11 protein-coding genes are annotated in these 16,835 nt (G+C 73.8%); 8 read left to right on the plus strand and 3 right to left on the minus strand.

The window, feature by feature from the left end; translation table 11 throughout:
- Positions 1 to 22: 22 nt before the first annotated feature.
- From M2283_RS15300 to M2283_RS15315, 4 genes are all read left to right on the plus strand, one after another.
- Positions 23 to 2,500: a serine/threonine-protein kinase gene (locus M2283_RS15300; RefSeq protein WP_280876739.1), complete on the plus strand. Its 2,478-nt coding sequence runs from the start codon at positions 23 to 25 to the stop codon at positions 2,498 to 2,500.
- Positions 2,501 to 3,868: a PP2C family serine/threonine-protein phosphatase gene (locus M2283_RS15305; protein WP_280876981.1), complete on the plus strand. Its 1,368-nt coding sequence runs from the start codon at positions 2,501 to 2,503 to the stop codon at positions 3,866 to 3,868.
- Between the two features lie 109 nt (positions 3,869 to 3,977).
- Positions 3,978 to 5,324 carry a vWA domain-containing protein gene (locus M2283_RS15310; protein ID WP_280876740.1) on the plus strand — a complete coding sequence of 449 codons (1,347 nt, stop codon included), beginning with the start codon at positions 3,978 to 3,980 and terminating at the stop codon, positions 5,322 to 5,324.
- A 48-nt stretch (positions 5,325 to 5,372) separates the two neighbouring features.
- Complete coding sequence (locus M2283_RS15315; RefSeq protein WP_280876741.1) at positions 5,373 to 6,866, plus strand: FHA domain-containing protein; 1,494 nt, start codon at positions 5,373 to 5,375, stop codon at positions 6,864 to 6,866.
- 39 nt (positions 6,867 to 6,905) lie between these two features.
- Here the strand turns inward: M2283_RS15315 and M2283_RS15320 are convergent, their stop codons facing one another.
- Complete coding sequence (locus tag M2283_RS15320) at positions 6,906 to 7,892, minus strand: methyltransferase domain-containing protein (protein WP_280876742.1); 987 nt, start codon at positions 7,890 to 7,892, stop codon at positions 6,906 to 6,908.
- 115 nt (positions 7,893 to 8,007) lie between these two features.
- On the opposite strand from M2283_RS15320, the gene M2283_RS15325 reads away from it, so the two are divergent.
- The 4 genes from M2283_RS15325 to M2283_RS15340 all read left to right on the plus strand — a co-directional run bounded on the left by M2283_RS15325 (position 8,008) and on the right by M2283_RS15340 (position 15,663).
- The gene (locus M2283_RS15325; protein WP_124000028.1) at positions 8,008 to 8,412 is read left to right on the plus strand and encodes a globin; all 405 of its coding nucleotides are present in this window, start codon (positions 8,008 to 8,010) and stop codon (positions 8,410 to 8,412) included.
- Positions 8,413 to 8,566: 154 nt separating this feature from the next.
- Positions 8,567 to 11,797, plus strand: coding sequence for an ABC transporter permease (locus M2283_RS15330; protein ID WP_280876743.1), 3,231 nt, complete (start codon positions 8,567 to 8,569; stop codon positions 11,795 to 11,797).
- Positions 11,798 to 11,816: 19 nt separating this feature from the next.
- Positions 11,817 to 14,618 carry an FtsX-like permease family protein gene (locus tag M2283_RS15335; RefSeq protein ID WP_280876744.1) on the plus strand — a complete coding sequence of 934 codons (2,802 nt, stop codon included), beginning with the start codon at positions 11,817 to 11,819 and terminating at the stop codon, positions 14,616 to 14,618.
- A gap of 82 nt (positions 14,619 to 14,700) precedes the next feature.
- The gene (locus M2283_RS15340; RefSeq protein WP_280876745.1) at positions 14,701 to 15,663 is read left to right on the plus strand and encodes an ABC transporter ATP-binding protein; all 963 of its coding nucleotides are present in this window, start codon (positions 14,701 to 14,703) and stop codon (positions 15,661 to 15,663) included.
- Positions 15,664 to 15,702: 39 nt separating this feature from the next.
- Here M2283_RS15340 and M2283_RS15345 read toward each other — a convergent pair whose 3' ends face one another.
- Complete coding sequence (locus tag M2283_RS15345; RefSeq protein ID WP_280876746.1) at positions 15,703 to 16,410, minus strand: hypothetical protein; 708 nt, start codon at positions 16,408 to 16,410, stop codon at positions 15,703 to 15,705.
- Positions 16,407 to 16,835 (minus strand): acyl-CoA thioesterase, encoded by a 429-nt coding sequence (locus tag M2283_RS15350; RefSeq protein WP_280876747.1) that lies wholly within the window; start codon positions 16,833 to 16,835, stop codon positions 16,407 to 16,409. Before M2283_RS15350 ends, M2283_RS15345 begins: the two co-directional genes overlap by 4 nt.

Raw genomic sequence — 16,835 nt, forward strand, 5'->3', positions numbered from 1 at the left:
ACTCGAAGGGGGCAGCGTCGTCATGAGTCAGGCGGAACAGAAGTGCCAGCGGCCGGACTGCGAGGGCACGTACGAGGACGTGGGCGGCGGCGAGCTGTACTGCGACACCTGTGGTCTGGCCCCGGTCGTCTCGGCGGACGGCATGGTCAGCTCGCCGCCCACCGGGCTCACCGGCGGCCGCAAGGGCTCGGCGAACAGCGCCAGTTCACGCTCCAGCAGCCGCGCCAGTTCGCGTACGTCGTCGCAGTCGGCGAAGTCCCGGCGCTCGGTGTCGGGCCGGCTGTCCCGCTCCGTGTCGGGCCGCGCGACGGGCCGTTCGGTGTCGGTGCGCAGCTCCGGCTCCAGTACCGGCACCAGTGGTCGCGGCCGGCTCGGCGTCGGCCTGGTACAGGTGCCGGACGTGCCGCGGCCCGATCCGCGCGCGATGGTGCAGGACAACCCCGAGGTGCCCGAGCGCAAGCGGTTCTGCTCGCGTTCCGACTGCGGGGCGCCGGTGGGCCGTTCGCGCGGCGACGGGCCGGGGCGTACGGAGGGCTTCTGCACCAAGTGCGGCAACCCGTACTCGTTCGTGCCGAAGCTGGCCGCGGGCGATGTGGTGCACGGCCAGTACGAGGTGGTCGGCTGTCTGGCGCACGGCGGGCTCGGCTGGGTCTACCTGGCCGTGGACCGCGCGGTGTCGGACCGCTGGGTCGTGCTCAAGGGCCTGCTGGACACCGGCGACCAGGACGCGATGGAGGCGGCGATCTCCGAGCGGCGGTTCCTGGCGGAGATCGAGCACTCCAACATCGTGCGGATCTACAACTTCGTCGAACACCTCGACCAGCGCACCGGCTCGCTCGACGGCTACATCGTCATGGAGTACGTCGGCGGCAAGTCGTTGAAGGAGATCGCCAACGACCGCCGCACGCCCGCGGGCAAGCGCGATCCGCTGCCGGTGGAGCAGGCCTGCGCCTACGGCATCGAGGCGCTGGAGGCGCTCGGCCACCTGCACAGCCGCAACCTCCTGTACTGCGACTTCAAGGTCGACAACGCGATCCAGACCGAGGACCAGCTGAAGCTGATCGACATGGGCGCGGTGCGCAGGATGGACGACGACGAGTCGGCCATCTACGGCACGGTGGGCTACCAGGCGCCGGAGGTCGCGGAGGTCGGCCCGTCGGTGGCCAGCGACCTGTACACGGTCGCCCGCACCCTCGCGGTGATGACCTTCGACTTCCAGGGCTACACGAACGTCTTCGTGGACTCCCTGCCCGACCCCGACAACATCGAGGTCTTCCGCCAGTACGAGTCCTTCTACCGGCTGTTGGTGCGCGCCACCGACCCCGACCCCGCCCGCCGGTTCGCCTCCGCGCAGGAGATGGCCGAGCAGCTGACGGGCGTCCTGCGCGAGGTCGTCTCGCTGCAGACGGGCCGCGCCCGCCCCGCCCTGTCGACGCTGTTCGGGCCCGAACTGAAGGTCACGGACGCGGAGTTGTTCCCGAAGCTGACCGGCGAGGTGTCCCGCCTCGGAGCACGGGCGACCCCGCAGCAGCGGCCCGAGCCCACCTCGGGCGACGCTCCCGCGCTGGTCAAGTCGGCCGACTCACCGGCCGCCGCGCTCGCCCTGCCGGTCCCGCACGTGGATCCCGCCGACCCCAACGCGGGTTTCCTCGCGGGTCTGATGACCACCGCGGCGACCGAACTGCTGGGCGCCCTGGCCGCCGCACCGGCCCAGTCGGCCGAGACCCGGCTGCGGCAGATCCGCGCCTGGCTGGAGAACGGCGACTCGGCGACCGCGCTGAACGCCCTGCAGACCCTGGAGAGCGAGCGGCCCGACGACTGGCGGGTGGTCTGGTACCGGGGCACCGCCGCCCTGGTCACCGGCGACCAGGAGGGCGCGGCACTCGCCTTCGACGCGATCTACGACGCCTTCCCCGGCGAGATCGCCCCGAAGCTGGCCCTGGGCCTGTGCGCGGAGGTGCTGGGGCAGCTGGACAACGCCGCCGAGTACTACCGCCTGGTCTGGTCGACCGACCCCAGCTATGTGAGCTCCGCCTTCGCGCTGGCCCGCGTCCAGCTGGCGAGCGGGGACCGCGCCGGGGCCGTACGGACGCTGGAGTCGGTGCCGGAGTCGTCCATCCACTACACGGCCGCGCGCGTGGCCGCCGTACGGGCGCGGCTGCGTCAACGCACGGCGGTCGCCGCGGACGTACCCTTCCTGGACGACCTGACCGCCGCCGCGGGGCAGGTCGAGGCGCTGGACGCGTACGGTCTGGACCCGGCTCGCCGGGAGCAGTTGTCGGCCGAGGTCCTCGGCTGCGCGCTGGACTGGATACTCTCCGGAGGCCAGGGTTCGGCGCCCGCGCGGCGGGTGCTGCTCGGCAGCGACCTGGACGAGCGGGGCCTCCGCTTCGGCCTGGAGCGTTCGTACCGCACGCTGGCCCGGCTGGCGCGGGGCGGCGAGGAGAGGATCGACCTGGTGGAACGTGCCAACCGTTACCGCCCCCGGACGTGGGTGTAGCTGATGTCGCAGATGCCCCAACTGTCCGCGTGCCCGAGCTGCGAGTGGCCGCTCGAGTCGGGTGACCGCTTCTGCGGTGCGTGCGGATACGACCTGTCCGCGGTGCCCGCACAGCCCGACGACCACCCGACGGTCATGCTGAACGGCACGGACGCGCCGTCCGGCGACGACGGCGTGGCCTGGCCTATCGCCCCCGAGCCGAGCAGCTCCAGCACCCCGGCGGCGACCCATCTGCCGACGGATCTGCGCGGCACGGACTCGGGCGGCACGCCGCTGCCCCCTGAGCACCCGCCGCCGCTGCCCCAGGCCGCCGGGCCGGCGGCCGGGCCGCCCACCGGATCGCCGGTCTCGCCGGCCTCCGGGGTGCGCTTCGACCGCCCGCCGGAGCCCGACGAGTACCCACTGCAGGCACCCGACCCGCGGCTGGCCGAGCCGGCCGGTCCGGCGGCGGAGGCCAAGGTGTGCGTGGCCTGCCGGGCGGGCCACGTCGACCGGGACGGCTACTGCGAGAACTGCGGGCACGCCCAGCCCCGCGAGCGCGACCACATGGAGCAGGAGTGCGGCCCGCTGGCCGCCGTCAGCGACCGGGGTCTGCGCCACCACCGCAACGAGGACGCGTTCGACATCGGCACCGCCGTGCTGCCCGACGGCTCGCCCGCGTCGGTGGCGATCGTCTGCGACGGCGTCTCCTCGGCGACCCGCCCCGACGACGCCTCGCTCGCCGCCGCCCGGGTCGCCGGCGAGTCGCTGCTCGCGGCCCTGCCCCGCGGCACCCACCCGCAGCAGGCGCTGCACGACGCGATCGTCGCCGCCTCGCAGGCCGTCAACGCGCTGGCCGACGAGCCCGCCACGGCCCGCGAGCACACCCCGCACCAGAACGCGCCGGCCTGCACCATCGTCGGCTCCGTGGTGACCGCGGGACTGCTGGTCGTCGGCTGGGTCGGCGACAGCCGCGCCTACTGGATCCCGGTGGACCGCGCCTCGCCGCCGGCCCGGCTCACCGAGGACGACTCGTGGGCCGCGCAGATGGTCGCCGCGGGCCTGATGAACGAGGCCGAGGCCTACGCCGACGAGCGCGCCCACGCGATCACCGGTTGGCTCGGCGCGGACGCCTACGAACTGGAGCCGCACACGGCTTCCTTCAAGCCGGACCGGCCGGGTGTGGTGGTGGTGTGCACCGACGGGCTGTGGAACTACGCGGAGGCGGCCGAGGATCTGGCCGAGGTCGTCCCGCCGGACGCGGCCGTACGTCCGCTGCACAGCGCCCAGGTTCTGGTCGGCCACGCCCTGGACGGCGGGGGCCACGACAACGTAACAGTGGCCGTCGTGCCGTTCCCGGCCCTGCCTCAGGGGGCAGGATCGGCCTGAGGCCGTACACGGGGAACGCACGGCTGCGTATCGGCGGACCGGAGGGGACCGGTCCGTATGACGTCATCGCCCCATCAACTGTGGGGTTTTGAGGGGGATTTGAGTAGGCATGGCCAATTTCGCGAAGTCGAACGTGCCGCAGTTCTCGGTGGACGTGTACCAGAACGAGTACCTGCCGGCGGACGGCAACGAGGTCAACGCGATCGTCACGGTGACCGCCACCGGCGGCGGCACGATCGGCAGCCCGGTCGCCGCGCCCCAGCTCTACGCGCCGGGGCAGGGCCCCTCCGCGGCCGTGGCGATCATGGTCGACTGTTCAGGATCGATGGACTACCCGGCGACCAAGATGCGCAACGCGCGGGACGCCACCGCCGCCGCGATCGACACCCTGCGGGACGGGGTGCACTTCGCGGTGATCGGCGGCACGCACGTGGCCAAGGAGGTCTACCCGGGCGGCGGGAGCCTGGCGGTCGCCGACTCCGCCACCCGCGAGCAGGCCAAGCAGGCGCTGCGCAAGCTGAGCGCGGGCGGCGGTACGGCCATCGGCACCTGGCTGCGCCTGGCGGACCGGCTGCTCTCCTCGGCGGACGTCGCGATCCGGCACGGCATCCTGCTCACCGACGGCCGCAACGAGCACGAGTCGCCCGAGGACCTCAAGGCCGCGCTCGACTCCTGCGCCGGCCGTTTCACCTGTGACGCCCGCGGTGTGGGCACCGACTGGGAAGTGAAAGAAGTCACAGCGATCGCCTCCGCGCTGCTCGGCACGGCCGACATCGTCGCCGATCCGGCCGCCCTCGCCTCCGACTTCACGCGGATGATGGAGAAGGCGATGGGCAAGGAGGTCGCCGACGTCGCGCTGCGGGTCTGGACACCGGTGGGCACGACCATCAAGTTCGTCAAGCAAGTCGCGCCCACGGTCGAGGAGTTGACCGGCCGCCGCACCGAGGCCGGGCCGCGCGCGGGCGACTACCCCACCGGGTCCTGGGGAGACGAGTCCCGTGACTACCACGTCTGCGTCGAGGTCCCGAGGGCCGGCATCGGCCAGGAGATGCTCGCCGCCCGCGTCTCGCTGGTCGTCCCGCAACCCGACGGCAGCACCCAGAACCTGGGCGCCCAGGGGCTCGTACGGGCCATGTGGACCGACGACATGGCCGCCTCCACGTCGATCAACCCTCAGGTCGCCCACTACACCGGGCAGGCCGAACTGGCACAAGCCATCCAACAAGGGCTCGATCTACGCAAAGCGGGAGACTTCGACGGAGCAACGGCCAAACTGGGCAGGGCCGTTCAGCTCGCCAGCGACTCCGGAAACGCGGATACTGCGAAACTGCTTGCGAAGGTGGTGGACGTGGTCGATGCCGCGACAGGTACTGTGCGACTGAAGGCGAAGGTCGAGTCGGCCGACGAGATGACTCTCGAGACACGGTCCACAAAGACTGTTCGTGTAAAGAAGTAACGCAGGAACCAACGCGAGAAACGACGAAGGAAAGGGGGACGAGCCGACATGCCGACCTGCCCGAACGGACACCAGTCGGGTTCCGACGACTGGTGCGAGGTCTGCGGTCACCGCATGGCCGGTGCCGTGCCTCCGCCCCCGCCTCCGCCGCCCGGTGGCGGCTACGGCTTCCCGCCGCCCGGCCAGGGTCAGGGACAGGGCGGGCGCTCCCACCTGTCCGCCGTGCCGGACCGCGCCGAGCCGGAGCTCTGCCCGCAGTGCCGCACGCCCCGTGAGGGCGGCGCGCCCTTCTGCGAGGAGTGCCGGTGGAACTTCCTCACGAACACCGCGACCTCGTACACCCCGGCCGCCCCGCGCCCGCCGGCGCCCGGCCCGGGTCCCGGACCTGGTCCCGGTCCCGGTCCCGGCGGTCAGCGCTACCAGCAGCAGCCGCCGCCCGGTCCGACGTACGGCGGCGCCGACTCGTACGAGTACCAGGGCTCCCGCCCGTCCCAGATGAACCGGCCCGCCGAGCCGATCCCGCCGTACGGCACCGATCCGTCGGGTCCGGGTGGCCAGGGCGGACCCGGTGGCCAGGGTGATCAGGGCGGCCCCGGTGGTCCCGGTGGCTACGGCAACCAGCCCGGCGGTCCGGGCGGTCCCGGTGGTCCCGGTGGCCAAGGCGGCTATGGCAACCAGCCCGGCGGCCAGGGCGGTCCCGGTGGCTACGGCAACCAGCCCGGTGGTCCCGGCGGTCCCGGTGGCCAAGGCGGCTATGGCAACCAGCCCGGTGGCCAGGGCGGCTACAACAACCCGCCCGGTGGCTACGGCGCCGACCCGTCGCGTCCGGTTCCGCCGCCGCCTGGGCCCACACCGCCCGCCGGTCCCGGTGCGACCTCGGGTGCCCCGCAGGCGTACCAGCAGGGTCCGCCCGCTCCCGCCTACCCGCAGGAGACCGGGCGTCCGCCGCAGCAGGGTGGTCCGGCATTCGGCGGCGGTGACGACGACTGGGTGCTCTCCCCGCCCGCCGGTGGTCCCGGTGGACAGGGCGGTCCCGGCGGTCAGCGTCCCGGTCCCGGCGGTGGCTACGGCTATCCGCAGCCCGGCGCGACCCAGGCCCCGCCAGGACCCGCCTTCCCGCAGGCGCCGCAGCAGCCGGCGACCTGGACGGCGACGATCGGCCCGGACCGCGAGTACTTCATGGCGATGATGCAGCGCTCGGGTCCCGAGGCCGCGGGGCTCAACCTGCCCGCGTACTCGCCCGAGCAGCAGCGCACCCTCGGCGGCAACCAGGTCACCATCGGCCGTCGCCGCCACTCCACCGGCGACACCCCGGACATCGACCTGGCGGTGCCCCCGGAGGACCCGGGCGTCTCGCACCAGCACGCGGTGCTGGTCCAGCAGCCGGACGGCAGCTGGGCGGTCGTCGACCAGAACTCGACGAACGGTACGACGGTCAACAACGGCGAGGAGCCGATCCAGCCGTTCGTGCCGGTGCCGTTGCAGGACGGGGACCGGGTGCACGTGGGTGCTTGGACGACGATCACGGTCCGACGGGGCTGAGTCCGCGTGGGCTGAGCCCGCCGGGGTCGACAGCTCGGTTCAGCCGGCGAGGGGCCAGGCGTACGGTCCCTCCGGGTCGTCCAGCCATGCCCACTCGTGCTCGCCGCTGACCGTGATGCCGTACCGCTCCCGCGACGGCATGCCCTCGCGGTTCCACAGCGCGTACGCCTCCTGCGGGTCGAGGCTGTCGCGGGTGAGGGCGAGCAGGAAGCGGAACAGTTCGTGGTCGCGGGCGCTGCTCGGCACCCCGCCGAGCGGCACCGGCTCCCGGTCCGGCCGGCCCTCGCCCCGCAACGGCACGAAGTAGGCGGGCGTGTGCAGGAAGTGTCCTTCGGCGTGACCCGCGTCCCGGACCGTCAGGGCGAGCAGGCCGGTGGCGAGCGGGGTCAGGATGCGGGCGCCGGGGCGGCACTGGGCGAGCCAGGCGTGCGGGACCGAGGTCAGGGCGCAGGTCGCGATGATCCGGTCGAAGGGGGCGCGCTCGGGGACTCCGCGGGCTCCGTCGCCGGTGACGACGGCCGGGTGGTGGCCGGCGGCGGCCAGGTGCTGACGCGCGGCCTCCGTGATGTCCGGGTACAGGTCGACGGTGGTGACCAGGTCGTCGTCGCCGAGCCGGTGGGCCAGCAGGGCCGCGTTGTAGCCGGTGCCGGCGCCGACCTCCAGCACGCGATCGCCGTCCGCCACCCGCAGTTCGGCCAGCATCATCGCCATCAGCGAGGGCTGGCTGCTGGAGGAGACCAGATCGCCGTCGCGCAGCCGGGTGGCCAGCGGGGCGTCGGTGTAGGCGCCGCGCAGCCACTGCTCCCGGGTGCGCGGATCGGCGCTCTCGCCCCAGCGCCGCTCGTAGCCGTCCTTGACGCCGACGTAGTAGTACGGCACGAACAGATGGCGCGGCACCGCCTCGAACGCCGCCCGCCACACGGGATCGCCGGCCCACACCCCGGTCGCCTCGATCACCCGCACCAGCGCGGCCCGCGCCGAGCCGGCCAGCTCGGCGAGGTCCTTGTCGAGTGCGTACGCGCTCATACCCTCCACTGTGCTGCGCCGAGCGGCGGGAGGCGAGTGCCAGGGGAGGCGGGTGCCGGTTTCCCCGAGACCTAAGCCTTGAGTCCTCGTCCACCCCGTCTGAGACCATGGAGGCGTGACAGAGATTCGGCGCGGCACGCTTCAGGAGCAGACCTTCTACGAGCAGGTCGGCGGGGAGGAGACCTTCCGCCGACTCGTCCACCGCTTCTACCAGGGCGTGGCCGAGGACCCGCTGCTGCGGCCCATGTACCCCGAGGAGGACCTGGGCCCGGCCGAGGAGCGTCTGACGCTCTTCCTCATGCAGTACTGGGGCGGTCCGACGACGTACAGCGACAACCGCGGCCACCCCCGGCTGCGCATGCGCCACGTCCCCTTCACCGTGAACCGCGAGGCGCACGACGCCTGGCTGAAGCACATGCGGGACGCCGTGGACGAACTCGGTCTGTCCGAGGAGCACGAGCAGACGCTGTGGAAGTACCTGACGTACGCGGCCGCCTCGATGGTGAACACCCCGGACTGACCCGACCTGACCGAACCTGACCCCGCGCGTCACGATCCGGTCAAGCTCGGTCAGTAGGCGCTTACCCGAATTGCCTTCCATCTGAAAGCATCGTCCGCAGGTCTGGACAACTTCCAGACGGCCACGGGGGGTCGGGGTGACGGTGTTCGGTGCGGTGACGAGGCTTGTCCTGCTGCGCGCCCGCGCGCATCGCCTGCTGCTGACCGCCGCTCTCCTCACGGTCCTGCTGACCACCGCGGTCCTCGCGACCCTCACCGCCTACTCGACCGCGATCGACGACGCGGCGTTGCGGCACTCGCTCCAGGACCCCCGCAACGCCGCCGACACCGCCCTGATCGTCAAGGCCGACGTGCCGGCCGAGGGACGTACGGCCGCCGACCGCGCCGTACGGGAGGGCGCGCGGCGCACGTTCGCCGGGCTGCCGGTCACCGTACGGACGCTGGCGCGCTCGGGCCCGTACGCCCTGCCGCGCTCCCTCCAGGCACCGTCCGAGCGCTCGGACGACCCGGACCTGACGTACCTCGCGGCACTGGATCCGACGCAGGTACGGATCGTGGAGGGCCGGGCGCCCGCAGCCTCCGCGTCGGGCGTAGAAGCCGCGCTCCCCCAGACCGCCGCCCGCGCCCTCGGTCTGAAACCCGGCGCCCGGTTCACCCTCACCGACCGCCTCAGTGGCCCGAAGGTGCGCGTCACGCTCACCGGCCTCTACCGGCCCGTCGCCGCGGACGCCCCGTACTGGCGGCTGGACGACCTCGGCGGTCGCGGCATCCGGACGGTCGGCTTCACGACGTACGGTCCCCTCCTGGCCGCCCCCGACGTCCTGACCGGCGGCAAGGTGAGCGTCGGGCAATCGGGCTGGCTGGCGTCGGCCGACTTCTCGACGCTGACGACCGCCCGTATCGACGCGCTCGGCGAGAGCGCCGCCGCCGGCAGCGCGGCCCTGCGCAAGCAACCCGCGCTCAGCGGTACGACGGCCGCGGCCACCGCCCTGCCCGACGTCCTCGACCGGATCCAGCGCTCGCTGCTCGTCTCCCGTTCGACCCTGCTGATCATCGCACTGCAACTCGCCCTGCTCGCCTCCTGCGCCCTGCTCCTGGTGGCCCGGCTGCTGAGCGCCGAACGCACCGGCGAGACCCGGCTGTTGCGGGCGCGCGGTGCCTCCCGCACCCGGATCGCGACGCTCGCCGCCGTGGAGGCGCTCTTCCTGGCGGTGCCCGCGGTGGTGTGCGCGCCGCTGCTGGCGGGGCCGCTCACCCGGCTGCTGGCCGGGCACGGTTCCCTGGCCCGGATCGGGCTGCACCTGGACGTACCGGCGGGCGGACGGCTCGGGGTCTGGCTGGTCGCCGCGGGCGTGGCCCTCGGCTGTGCGCTGGCGGTGACCCTGCCCGCCCTCACGGTCGAGGGCTTCAGTCCGCGCCGGTCCCGCGCGCTGCCCGCTCCGCTGCGCGCGGGCGCGGACCTGGGCCTGCTGGCGGTGGCCGGAGTCGCGTACTGGCAACTCGGCCGGCAGACCTCCGGCGCCGTCTCCGACGACACCTCGGGCACGCTCGGCATCGACCCGCTGCTGGTGGCGGCCCCGGCGCTCGCGCTGCTCGCCGGCACGGTACTGACCCTGCGGCTGCTCCCCCTGGTGGCGCGGCTCGCGGAGCGCCGGGCGGCCGGCGGACGCGGCCTGACGGCGGCGCTGGCGGGCTGGCAGCTCAGCCGCCGCCCGATGCGCGGCGCGGGCCCGGTGCTCCTGCTGGTCCTCGCGGTCGCACTCGGCATGCTGGCCATCGGCCAGGGTGCCTCCTGGGACCGCTCGCAGAACGACCAGGCCGACTTCGGCGCGGGCACCCAGGTCCGCGTCCAGGGCGCCGGCGACGCGGGCCTCGGCCGCACGGACACCTACGCGGCCCTCCCCCACGTACGGGAGGCCGCCCCCGCCGTCCGCACCGAACTCCCCCTCTCCGACAGCCGCACGGCGACCGTGCTGGCACTGGACACGCGGCATGCGGCGGACGGGGTGCTGCTGCGCCGGGACCTGGCGCCCGGGGCGGTGGGGCCGCTGGTGCGGGGGCTCGCCGCGAAGGGCGAGCCGGCCGGCCCGAAGGTGCCCGCCCACAGTTCCCGGGTACGGCTGACGGCGACCCTGCACAGCACGCCCCGCCGGACCACGACGGCCGACGCGACGGTCACCCTGGAGGACGCGTACGGCACCCCGTACGAGATACCGGTGGGTGAACTCCCCGCCGACGGCCGCCCGCACACCCTGGACCTGGGCGCCACCACGGGCCCGCTCACGCTCATCGGTCTGCAGCTGGTGCTGCCCCAGCCCGTCGGGCACTCCGAGCAACACCGTTTGGTTCTTGGGGAGTTGACGGCCACGGGTGCCGACGGGACGATCCAGCCGGTGCGGTTGCCGGCCGGCTGGAAGGGGGCCGTGCACGATGACGGGCTCGCCTCCTCGCCGGACGCGTCCGCCAACCCGACCAGGGCGAAGGTGAGTTCGTCCGAGCCGCCGACCCTCACCTACCGCACGGGGTACGTGCCGCCCGACGAGGCCTGGCTCGCCTCGTCGTTGACGGTGCGCCTCCAGATCACGCAGCCGGACCCGCCCGAGGTCACCGCCGTCGCGACCGACCGCTTCCTCACCTCGGCGGGCGCACACACCGGGGAGCGCGTGGACCTGACGTTCGGCGGCCAGACCGTGTCCGCGATGATCGTGGACTCCGTACGGGAGTTGCCGACGACGAGCGACGTGGACGGCGGCGCCCTGCTGGTCGATCTGCCGTCCGTGAACCGGGTGTTGGAGGCGCAGTACGGGATGAGCGTCACGCCCACCGAGTGGTGGCTGCGCACCGACGCCGGCGGCTCGGGCCAGGTCGCCGCGGCTGTGCGGGCGCTGCCCGACATGGACCCCGCGCAGGTCGTGGTGCGGGACGAGATGGCGGCGCAGTTGCGCGACGACCCGTTCGGGGCGGGCCCGGAGGCGGCGTTCGGGGCGGCGGCCGGAGTGGCGGCGGCGCTGGCCGCGGTCGGCTTCGCGGTGAGCGCGGCGGGGTCGCTGCGGGAGCGCGGCGCCGAACTCGCCGTCCTGCGCGCTCTGGGCGCCCCGCGCCGCCGCCTGGCCCGCATGATCGCCGTCGAACAGGGCGTCCTGGTCGCGCTGGCCCTGGTGGTGGGCACGGCGTTGGGCGCGGTACTGACCCGGGCGGTGATCCCGCTGATCGTGCTGACGTCGGAGGCGGCGCGCCCGGTACCGGGGGTGCTGGTCGAACTGCCCGTGTCCCAGGTGGTGTTGCTGCTCGTCGCGGTGGCGGTTGCGCCGCTGCTGGTCACCGGGGCGCTGGCACTGCGGCGGGCGGATCCGGTGGTGTCGTTGCGGGATCAAGGGGGTGAGTGAGATGAGAGGGGAGAGGGAGATGAGGCGCTCGGTCCGTACGCGGGTCCTGGCCCCCTGGAGCCGTACTCGCGTCCTGGCCCCCTGGGTCCGCACCCGACTGGGTACCGCCCCCGGCGCCGCCTGCGCGCTGGCCCTGCTCGTCGTGCTGACGGCGTGCCTCGCCGCGGCCCTCCCCCGGGCGGTCGACCGCTACGAGGACGCGGGACTGCGTCATGCCGTCGAGCGGGCGCGTCCCGACAGCACCAGCGTGAGCGTGTACGCGGCGCAGCCCGACCCCCTCATGTCGCAGGGCATGCGGGAGGACGCGCTGCGCCCCGACCTGCTCGGCGCCCAGTACCGGAAGGTCCTCGCCGCCGTCCCGCGCCCGCTCGTCGCCGACCCCGACCAGTCGACGTACGGGGTGCGGACCCACAGCCCGATGGAGGTGCCGGACGCCTTCATACCCCGGCCGAACGGTCTGCCCGCGCAGGTCGCCCTCGCCGCGCAGCACGACCTCGCCGGACACGTCCGGTCGGTGACCGGCCGGCTGCCGCGCGCCTCGGAGCCGGTGACCGCGGCCACGGCCGAGGTGGAGGCCGCGGTCACCGCCGAGACCGCCAAGAGCATGCACATCAAGGTCGGTTCGGTGATCCACGTACCCGGTGTGGAACGCGGACCCCTCGCCGTACACATCACCGGCATCGTCACCCCGCGCGACCCGAACGGCGCCTACTGGGCTGCCCAGCCCCTCCTGCACACCCCCACCCTGGTCCTCCTGCCGGGCGCGGGTGCCGAGGGCGACAGGTACTGGCTCGGCGGCCTGCTGCTCGCCCCCGAGGCCGCGCCCGCGATGCTGGGCACGCCCGGAAACCCTTGGCGCTACTGGCAGTTGGCCCCCGCCCCCGGCGATCTGCACGCCTACGAACTCGGCCGCCTGAAATCCGCGATCGCCTCCCTGGAGGGCGGCCCGGCCCTGCGCGCGATGCGCACGCGCACCGACCCCTCCACCGACGTGAGCACCGACCTCGACGACGTCCTCGGCACCTACACCGACCTGCGCTCGGGCATCCGCCCGCTGGTCGCCGTGGCCGCCGTCGGCACCGGCACGGTCGCCGCGGTCGTCCTGCTGATGGCGGGCGGCCTCGCCGCCGACCGCCGCCGCTCCGAACTGCTCCTGCTGCGCGCCCGCGGCGGCTCCCTGCGCGGGGTGACCGGCCGCCTGCTCGCGGAGACGTCGATCGTCTCCCTGCCCGCCGGCGCCCTCGGCCTGACGGCCGCGCTGCTCGCCCTGCCCGGCGGCCGGCTCTCCTACGCGGTCGCCGCGGCGGCCACCGTCACCGCCGTCGCCTGCACCGCCCTGCCCCTGCGCGCGGCGGCCGTCCACCGGGTGGTGCGGATCCACGGCGCCCGCGAGGACGTGGCATCCGTACGACCGTCCCGGCGCCGTACGGTCGCGGAACTCACCCTGCTCGTCGTGACGCTCGGCGCGGTCGAGACCCTGCGCCGAAATGGTACGTCCGGCGACGAACTGGCCTCCCTCGCACCGGTGTTGGTGGGCGTGGCCGCGGCCCTGGTCCTGGTCCGCCTCTACCCGCTCCCCCTGCGCGGCCTGGCCCGCCCGGCGGCCCGTCTGCGCGGCGCGGTGGGCCACCTGTCACTGGCCCGCGCGGGCCGCACCTCCGCCTCCGCGGTACTGCCCCTACTGGCCCTTCTGACCGCCCTCACCACGGCGGCCTTCGGCGGCTCCGTCCTCTCGGGCGTGAGCGAGGCCCGCGACCAGGCCGCCCTCCTGACCGTCGGCGCCGACGCCCGCGTCGAGGGAACCACCGCACTGCCGTCGTCCCTGCCGGACCGTGTGCGCGGCCTGCACGGCGTCCGGGGAGTGGCAGCGGTGAGCATCGCCTACCAGGCGAAGCCGAACGAGGGCAGGCAGTCGGTGCCGCTGGTGGGCGTAGACCCGCGCGACTATGCGGAGTTGACGTCGCGGACGGGGCTTGGAGCTTTCGGGGCTGGGGAGTTGAGGGTTCCGGCGGGCGCTGATGCGGGATCGGGTACGGGTACGGGTACGGGTACGGGATCAGGGTCAGGCGCGCTGCCGGCGGTGGCCTCGCCGCAGGTCGCCTCCACGTACGGCACCCGCCCCTTCCCCGTCCGCCTGGAGGACGGCACCACGGTCACCGTCCGCATCACGCTGGTCCGCGACCGCACGCCGGCCGTCACCGGCGCCGACTTCCTCCTCGTGGACCGGGCCGGCCTGAGCGCCGACGCGGCCCGACCGTCCACCCTGCTCCTGACCGGCGACCACCTCGACGGAGCCGCCCTGCGCCGGATGGCGGGCAACGCGGGCGTACTCCTGCGCTCCGAGGAACGGGCCCAATACGTCGACTCCCCCCTGCAGTCCGGCGCCGAACGCGTCTACACGGCCGCGGTCGCCGCCGGCGCAGGCTACGCCGTCCTCGCCCTTCTCCTCTCCCTCGTACGCGCGGCCCCCGAACGCCGAGCCCTCCTGGCCCGCCTGCGCACCATGGGCCTGACCCGCGCACAGGGCCGCCGCCTGCTCGTCCTGGAGTCACTCCCCCAGGCGGTCCTGGCGGCAGCGGGCGGCGCGCTCACGGGCTGGGCGGCGATCCGCCTGCTCTCCCCCGGCATCGACCTCACGACGATCGCCCTGGCCTCCGCCCAAGTCCCGGTGGGCGCGGCCGAGTTGCACACGGACGCGGTGTCCCTCACGGTCCCGGCGCTGGCGATCATCGCGGTGACGGTGGGAGTCGCGGGGGTGCAGGCCTGGTGGACGGGACGGCGGGGGTCGGTGGCGGAACTGCGGGTGGGGGACGGCCGATGACCCGGGCGACACACGAGCGGCAGCCGGCCCGTGCGACTCACGAACAGCGGCAGCGACGCGGCCCCACTCCAGGAGACCCTCGATGACCACCACCAACCCCACCCTCGCCGACCTGGCCCACCGCGCCACCGAGCACCTCAACCGCCCCGCCTACGGCCACGACGCGCTGATCACCTGCGACCGTCTCGTCCGTATCTTCACCACGGACGGCATCGAGGTGCAGGCCCTCCAGGGGCTCGATCTCCTGGTCCGCGAGGGCGAGTTGATGGCTCTGGTGGGTGCTTCCGGCAGCGGCAAGTCCACGCTGATGAACATCCTCGCCGGCCTGGACACCCCCACCGCCGGCGCCGCCCGCGTGGCCGGCCACGACCTGCTCACCATGACCGCCAAGGACCGCCTCGCCTACCGCCGCGACACCATCGGCTTCGTCTGGCAGCAGACCTCCCGCAATCTGCTCCCCTACCTCACCGCCGCCCAGAACGTCGCCCTGCCGATGCAGCTGACCGGCTCCCACGGCCGTCGTTCCCGCCGCGCCCACACCGAACGCGCCCTGGAACTCCTGGAGTTGCTCGGCATCGCCGAGTGCCGCGACCGTCGCCCGCACCAGATGTCCGGCGGCCAGCAGCAGCGCGTCGCGATCGGCGCGGCCCTCGCCAACAGCCCCTCGGTCCTGCTCGCCGACGAACCCACCGGCGAACTCGACTCGCACACCGCGGAACAGGTCTTCGCCGCCTTCCGCACCGCGAACGAGGCCCTGGGCACCACCATCGTCATCGTCACCCACGACCAGGCCGTCGCCGGCGAGGTCCGCCGCACGGTCGCCATCCGCGACGGCCGCACCTCCACGGAGGTCCTGCGCCGCAGCGAGGTCGACGAGACGACCGGCCACGAGACGGTGGTCGCCCGCGAGTACGCCATGCTCGACCGCGCCGGCCGCCTCCAGCTCCCCGCCGAGTACACCGAGTCCCTGGGCATGCGCGACCGCGTCGCCCTGGAACTGGAGCCGGACCACATCGCCGTATGGCCGGACGACAGTGACCGGTAGCCGCCGGGCCCGGGAGGGGGCGGGACAGCGCCGAACGGCTCAGCGCACGCTGACGCCGAGCGCCCCGAGTCCCGCCGTCCGTACGGCGATCGACCCGTAGGCGGTACGCAGCCGCAGCCACGCGCCGGAGGAGAACAGCCGCCAGTCCGCCGAGGCTCCGGAGGCACCGGACGCCCCTGAGACTCCAGCGGCTCCGCGCAGGAAGCCCAGGGACTGGGCCGCGTGCAGCACCCGTACCGGAAGGCGGGTGTCCCCGACCGTCCGGGACCAGATCTCCCGTCCGATCCGGTCGAGTTCGGCCCGGGTACGTCGCTCCGGCGCCAACTCCTGCGTACGGGACCGGAATTCGGCGACGGCCGCGCCGACCAGCGCGCGCAGCACGTCCGGGGCGGGCAGCCCGGGCACCGGCCGCCAACCGCCGCGCGGCGGAAGGACTCCGGCCCACGGCGGCCCGGTCACCGCGCCCGGCACGCCGGCCGTGGCGGCCGACTCGTCGACGGACTCCAGCAGTTCACCCGCGGAGACGGTCACGTCCAGGGTGGCGTCCAGCCCGTTCTCGTACGGCTTTGCGAGCCGTACCGCACGGATCGCCAGTACCTCGAAGGACGGCGGTCGCCCGAAGACGGCGAGCGCCGTGCCGGCCGCCTGCAGGCGCACCGCTGCTCCACGATCGTAGTGGAGCAGCCGGGAGAGGAAGGCCGCGAGGTCCGCCGCCTCCCCCTCGTCGGCGAGGTGCAGCACCGTCATGCGGCGACGGCCCCCCGCTTGGCATCCGCGTCGGCCGCGTCATCCGTGTACTCCCCCAGGAACTCCCGCTCCTCGGAGGTGAGTCGGCGCGGCCGCTGGGCCTCGAAGTCGAACGGCACGACCACCGTCGAGGCCCGTACATAGACCAGGTCGTCGTCCTTCACCTCGTACGTGATGGTGAAGGACGCGGCCTTTATCTGCGTGATCCACAGCTCGATGTCCACCGGGTGGTGCCGGTGGACGAGCTGCCGCTTGTAGTCGATCTCGTGGCGCGCCACCACCGACCCCTGCTGGAAGTCCTTTTCCGGGCGGAACAGGAAGTCGATACGGGCTTCCTCCAGGTAGCGGACGAAGACCGCGTTGTTGACATGGCCGTAGGCGTCCATGTCCGACCAGCGCAGTGGGCAGCGGTAGATGTGGCGCAA

The sequence above is a fragment of the Streptomyces pseudovenezuelae genome (assembly GCF_029892565.1).
GTDB classification, from domain to species: Bacteria; Actinomycetota; Actinomycetes; order Streptomycetales; family Streptomycetaceae; genus Streptomyces; species Streptomyces pseudovenezuelae_A.

Excerpts from the sequence above, each read along its gene's own strand:
- M2283_RS15345 (WP_280876746.1), bottom strand. The coding sequence starts at position 16,410 with ATGACGGTGCTGCACCTCGCCGACGAGGGGGAGGCGGCGGACCTCGCG.
- M2283_RS15300 (WP_280876739.1), top strand. The coding sequence starts at position 23 with ATGAGTCAGGCGGAACAGAAGTGCCAGCGGCCGGACTGCGAGGGCACG.
- M2283_RS15315 (WP_280876741.1), top strand. The coding sequence starts at position 5,373 with ATGCCGACCTGCCCGAACGGACACCAGTCGGGTTCCGACGACTGGTGC.
- M2283_RS15310 (WP_280876740.1), top strand. The coding sequence starts at position 3,978 with ATGGCCAATTTCGCGAAGTCGAACGTGCCGCAGTTCTCGGTGGACGTG.
- M2283_RS15320 (WP_280876742.1), bottom strand. The coding sequence starts at position 7,892 with ATGAGCGCGTACGCACTCGACAAGGACCTCGCCGAGCTGGCCGGCTCG.
- M2283_RS15335 (WP_280876744.1), top strand. The coding sequence starts at position 11,817 with ATGAGGCGCTCGGTCCGTACGCGGGTCCTGGCCCCCTGGAGCCGTACT.
- M2283_RS15340 (WP_280876745.1), top strand. The coding sequence starts at position 14,701 with ATGACCACCACCAACCCCACCCTCGCCGACCTGGCCCACCGCGCCACC.